Origin of the sequence: Pseudomonas sp. NPDC087803 (assembly GCF_044742995.1) — a bacterium.
Lineage (GTDB): Bacteria > Pseudomonadota > Gammaproteobacteria > Pseudomonadales > Pseudomonadaceae > Aquipseudomonas.
This window is the reverse complement of the sequence record NZ_JBIUVO010000123.1, coordinates 1-4146: the sequence shown is the minus strand read 5'-3', so window position 1 is coordinate 4146 and position 4146 is coordinate 1. Positions and strand designations below refer to the sequence as shown.

Genomic DNA, 4146 nt, shown 5'->3' with positions numbered 1-4146 from the left:
AGAACAGACGCTGACAGACGAAGAACTGGTCGAAGCTTTCGCCGCGCTGCAAAAGCGTGCTGAAGAGCGCATGGCCAAGATGAGCGAAGAGTCGGCAGCCGCCGGCAAGAAATTCCTCGAAGAAAACGGCAAGAAGGCCGGCGTGACCACGACTGCATCCGGTCTGCAGTACGAAGTGGTCAAGAAAGCCGATGGCCCACAGCCTAAGCCTACCGACGTAGTGACTGTTCACTACACCGGCAAGCTGACCAACGGCACCGTGTTCGACAGCTCCGTTGAACGTGGCAGCCCGATCGATCTGCCGGTGAGCGGCGTGATCCCGGGTTGGGTTGAAGGTCTGCAACTGATGCACGTTGGCGAGAAGTACAAACTGTACATCCCTAGCGATCTGGCTTACGGCGCGCAATCGCCAAGCCCGGCAATCCCGGCCAACTCGGTTCTGGTCTTCGACCTGGAACTGCTGGCCATCAAGGATCCAGCCAAAGAAGACGCTGCTGCCGCCAAGTAATCGGCAACGGCTTCGTCAACAACGCCTCGCTTATGCGGGGCGTTGTTGCATCTGGAAGATGGCAGAGGTAAACAGAGCGAACGGATGCCGTCGACAGCAGTCCTAGAGATTGAGGCTATCAGCGCTAGACGCCCTGAGCCGCCAAGTCAATGAAAAATTGGGGTTTTTTATGTGAGTAAAAAACGCCCGATCTGAGCGCAGCCCTTGTAAGACGGGGCTCTCGGCGCTGAAATGCAGCTCTGTTCACAAGGTTATCCACAATTTGTGTGGATAACATTTCAACGGGAGAAATAGATGAAAGCGCCGTGGAATTTCGCTCGATTTCTGCCCCTCGCCGGTCGACTGCTGGCGCGTGGCCGCCTGCCGACCCTGTTGTTCGCGGTGGCGAGCAAAGGTGCCGCGCAAGGCAATCGCCTGGGCAAACTGAAGGATGATCTGCGTTTGCTCCAGGCACTGTGCCTGGCTTACTGGCGTGGCGAGTATCGGGCCATCAGCCCGAAAGCCATGGTTTCGGTGGTGGCGGGTCTGATGTACTTCCTCAGCCCGGTGGATGCCATACCGGATTTCATCCCGGTATTCGGCATGCTCGATGACATCGCCGTGCTTGCCTGGGTGATGAAAACCCTCGAAGACGAACTCACTGCATTCCGACTCTGGCGCGACCGGTTGAAGCCGGAAAAACTCGCGGTGGTCGAGCGCTTGCCTGATACCCCCGAACAACTTCAGCTGCAGGGCCCGAAAAAAACCTGATTCACCCTGCCTGCATACAGATAGATACCCCCCGCGACCTTGGCCGCTGTTAGGATTACACTTCTAGGGAAAAGTGCCGACTCGCTAAGTGTTGTTGTCCTACGGGGTAGTCATGGATATTCAGATAATTGCACGCGATGGCGAACCCGAATACGCGGTTCTGCCATGGGTCCAGTATCAGGCTCTACTGAAAGCAGCAGGCATCAACGAAACACCGCAGCAGCAGGCGCCAGCGCCGGCCGCCGCAACGCCGGACCCGATTCTTCCAGGTCTGGATCAATTACGCAGTTTGCGCGAAGGGAAGGGCATCGCCATCGAGGCGCTGGCCCGCACGGTAGGCATCAGCCCGTCTTATCTGGCCATGATTGAAAGCGGCGAGCGTCAGCCTGACGCCGCGATTCGTCGCAGCCTGGCCTGGGAACTGACGGTGCCAGGTTGGAGGGATGAATCGTGAGCGTACGCATCAGTCGTCAACATTGGGACGGATTGCTGGGGGAGCTGGATCAGGCGCGCAGACAGCGCCATCTGTTGACCTATCGAGCCTTGCTCGAACGCCTGCAACTGCCGACGCCGGCAATGCAGACGCTGACCGCGGCACTCGAGCATCTGGCCGCACTGGACGCCAAGGCCGAGCAGCCCTTGCGCAGTTCGCTGGTGATCAGCCAGGGTGCCAGCCGCTTGCCACGTACCGGTTTTTTTGAATGTGTCGAGCGTCTAGGGCGCTTTTCCGGACCCTCCGATGGCGTTGCGGCAGCCTCTTGGCATGCGTCGGAAGTGGTCAGGGTTTTCGAATACGAGTACCCGGAATCGGCGGAGGCCTGAGTGTTTTTACGACTCAAGGCGTCGGCCAGTTACTGGTTGGCCCGTAGGCTGTTTCACTGGTCGTGGTTTGTCCGCCAGCCCCGAGGCTGGCGCTGGCTCGAAGGGCAGTTTGCGCGGATGGCCAATCTTGGCGATGTTGGCGCGCAGAGCTTTTATGGGCACATCCTGACGTTTCGCGGGGTTGGCCTGGGTGCCCGCGAAGAGGGTGTGCGACTGTTGCGTCTGGCGGCGCTCGCCGGCGATGGCAAAGCGGCTTATCAGGTCGGCGTGATCAGCTTGGCCGGTACTCCGGGCAAAGCGCCGGATCCGACCGAAGCGGCGCGTTGGTGGACCCTGGCCGCCAAGGCCGGTCACCCATTGGCCGAGCTCAAACTCAAAGAGTTGCATGCTCGGGATTAAACCGAGTAAATCATTTTGTATCGTTCGATAAACGTGGCGTGAGGGAAACCTCACGCCACGTTTGCGTTTATCGCTATACGTTTTGTAGTAATCAGCCTTTTGCAGATTAGTCCTACAGCAAACGCCTACTCGCCTGACTTCTTTCCTGATTGATCCCCCGCAAAGTCCCCGCGCCTAATTTTTGCGCAAGGGAACGCTCATGTTTGACCCGGTTTTTCATTCCACCCCGCATCGTCGCGTGCGCTGATGGACGCCGTCAGCCGTATCGAGCAGGAACTCGACAGCTTCCCCGACACCCTCAACCTCTATCGCCAGCAGCTTGAACATTGGCTGAGTCGCGCGGCCGACCAGGTCAGCAACGCGGCGGATCTGCCGTCGCTGATGGGCATGGAGCGGGTCATCCGCTTCGGTGATCGCGTCACCGCGGTCAGCACGGGCGACAGTGAATTTTCCTCCAGCGTCGTGCAGTGCCCGGAAAGCGGAGTGCTGGCGATCGAGAGCAAATTCGAGTCGGTGTACGACATTCCGCTGGGCGGCATCGTGGTGGATGTGGTGGCGGTGGGTGACGGAAAGATCACCCCTGTCACGCTGGATGCGCAGGGTAAAGGCTCATTCACGGGCGATGCGGGCCAGTTCTACCGGGTAGTGGTCCGCAGTGAGGTCACGCCGCAACAGATCGACGATCTGTTCAAGGCTTACACCGGGCTGACCGGTGAACTCGATGGCTGGCTGCGCGGCGAGTGGCAGGGGTTCAAGCCGCAGTGGTCGCAGTCGGTGGCGACGGCGGCGGGCAACGGCATGCTCGCCGGGAGTTGGGCGGCGATCGAGGGGGTGTGGGACAGCATCGGCATGCTGTCGGAGATTCTGCAGGACCCCGGCAAGTTTGCTGAGCGATTGGGGCGTGGTGCGGAGGATCTGATCGAGCTGGCGAAAACCGCTCCGGATGTCATGCAGAAATTGCAGCTGCTGGTCAGCGATGAAGCGGCGCTGTGTTTGCTGCTGCGCAGTGCGAGTCTCTGGCTGGAGATGTTGCCGCCCAGTCAGATCGCCGGGAAAACCGCTGAAGCGGCGTCGATGATGATCGTGCAGGTGCTGATCGATGTGCTGATCGGCGTTGTGTTGACATTCGTCGGCGCTGGTGCAGGGATCGCTTATCTGACGCTACGCCTGGCGGATCGCGCCACCCAGCTGCTCGCGGTTGTGAAACGCCTGGTCAAGGCGATGTTTGGCATCGTCAACACGTTCATTCATTACGTCGACCAGTACAAAACTGTCGCAGCGCGGGGCATTGCCGCCGGCGTTAAAAAGGGTCGCATGCAACTGCGCTGGGATGCAAAACGCAATACCGCCCTGAAGAAAAACGAACATCACGACGACGCTCCCGATCAAGCGAAAAACCCCAACGGTGATAGCGCCGATTGCGCGCCTCTGACCTGCACTAACGGCTGTCCGGTGTCGATGGTTACCGGTGAAGAGTTGCTGACCTTGAGCGACGGCACGCTCGATGGTTTGCTGCCATTCGAGTTCACCCGGTTGTATCGCACCAGCGCGGTGGAGATCGATGTCGGGCTGGGGTTTGGCTGGAGCCATTCGCTGGCGCATCGGCTGGAGTTCGATGGCGATGCGGTGGTCTGGGTCGATCACGAGAACCGTCGCACGCGGTTTCC

General features: G+C 59.6%; 6 protein-coding genes. All 6 read left to right on the top strand.

Annotated features, from left to right (window positions below):
• Window positions 1-508: FKBP-type peptidyl-prolyl cis-trans isomerase (locus tag ACIOUG_RS26640; protein ID WP_401070109.1), on the top strand; the 508-nt coding region annotated here is incomplete at its 5' end.
• Between the two features lie 294 nt (window positions 509-802).
• Complete coding sequence (locus tag ACIOUG_RS26635) at window positions 803-1258, top strand: YkvA family protein (protein ID WP_401070107.1); 456 nt, start codon at window positions 803-805, stop codon at window positions 1256-1258.
• A gap of 112 nt (window positions 1259-1370) precedes the next feature.
• Window positions 1371-1712, top strand: a complete 342-nt coding sequence (locus ACIOUG_RS26630) for a helix-turn-helix domain-containing protein (protein WP_027613366.1) — start codon at window positions 1371-1373, stop codon at window positions 1710-1712.
• On the top strand, window positions 1709-2080 hold the full coding sequence (locus ACIOUG_RS26625; protein ID WP_003223109.1) for a hypothetical protein: 372 nt from the start codon (window positions 1709-1711) through the stop codon (window positions 2078-2080). Before ACIOUG_RS26630 ends, ACIOUG_RS26625 begins: the two co-directional genes overlap by 4 nt.
• Window positions 2081-2479, top strand: coding sequence for a tetratricopeptide repeat protein (locus ACIOUG_RS26620; RefSeq protein WP_401070104.1), 399 nt, complete (start codon window positions 2081-2083; stop codon window positions 2477-2479). It abuts the gene before it with no gap.
• Window positions 2480-2725: 246 nt separating this feature from the next.
• The coding region (locus ACIOUG_RS26615) for a DUF6531 domain-containing protein (protein ID WP_401070101.1) at window positions 2726-4146 on the top strand (1421 nt) is incomplete at its 3' end.